The 1,088-nt window shown below is 36.8% G+C and carries 1 protein-coding gene; it reads left to right on the top strand.

Translation table 11 applies throughout. The annotated features are described in order from the left end of the window. Window positions 1-929 (top strand): endolytic transglycosylase MltG (mltG, locus tag V7137_RS12270; RefSeq protein ID WP_335698351.1); only part of this gene is annotated, 929 nt, incomplete at its 5' end. Between the last annotated feature and the right edge of the window lie 159 nt (window positions 930-1,088).

Below are 1,088 nucleotides of genomic sequence, written 5' to 3'. Positions count from 1 at the left end.
TAGATATTCCGATGGGTTCATCCGTAACAGGGATTGCTGAAACATTAGAATCAAAAGGGATCATAAAAAGTGCAAAGGTTTTTAAATATTATGTCAAGTTAAAAAATGAAGCTGGATTTATGGCAGGCGAGTATCAACTAAGTCCTTCTATGGATGTCCCTGAAATCGTCAGTCGCCTAAAAACTGGAAAAGTACTGGCCCAGGCCAGTTTTAAAATAACGATTCCTGAAGGAAGACAACTGAAGGAAATAGCTGCGATAATGGCAAAAGCAACTAAACAGAATGAAAATGATGTGTTTATTAAATTAAACGACAAAGAATTTATTAAAACACTAATGGCTAAATACCCTGATATTTTAACAGAAGAAATCCTAAATTCGTCGGTTAAATATCCGCTTGAAGGTTATTTATACCCTGCAACCTATCCTTTTTACAAAAAGAATCCGTCTGTTGAGGAAATGGTTGCGGCAATGCTTACGAAAACAAGGACAGTTTTATCTGGATATGCAGAAAAAAGTGAGAAGAAAAAGCTTTCCGTACATCAACTATTGACTATGGCCTCATTAGTAGAAGAGGAAGCAACGGAAAAAGCTGACCGTAAGACAATCGCAAGTGTTTTTTATAACCGCATCAAAAAGGGAATGATGCTCCAAACAGATCCAACCGTTCTTTATGCGCGAGGGAAACACAAGGCCAGGGTATTATACAAGGATCTAGAAGTGGATTCTCCATATAACACATACCAAAATACTGGTTTACCCCCTGGTCCAATTGCGAGTGCCGGAAAGTCTTCGATTGAAGCATCACTTGAACCTGCGGACACAGACTTTTATTACTTCCTAGCTACTGCGGACGGAGATGTTATTTTTACAAAAACACTTGAAGAACATAATAAAGAAAAAGCAAAGCATATTACTAGTAAAAAATAATGGTTTAAACGAGGGGAACATCTTTTCCCTCGTTTTTGTATTGAAACTTCCGGATGTTTTATGATAAAATAATTCAAGTGTTTAATAAAGGCTATTTTCGCATAGATTGTTGTTTTTCGTATAAGTGTTATAACCCGTTTAACTAGATGCTTCGTGGCA

It is taken from the genome of Neobacillus drentensis (genome assembly GCF_036962765.1).
Classification (GTDB): domain Bacteria; phylum Bacillota; class Bacilli; order Bacillales; family Cytobacillaceae; genus Neobacillus; species Neobacillus drentensis_C.
Note: the sequence above shows the minus strand (reverse complement) of the source record. Positions and strands in the feature narration are given on the sequence as shown.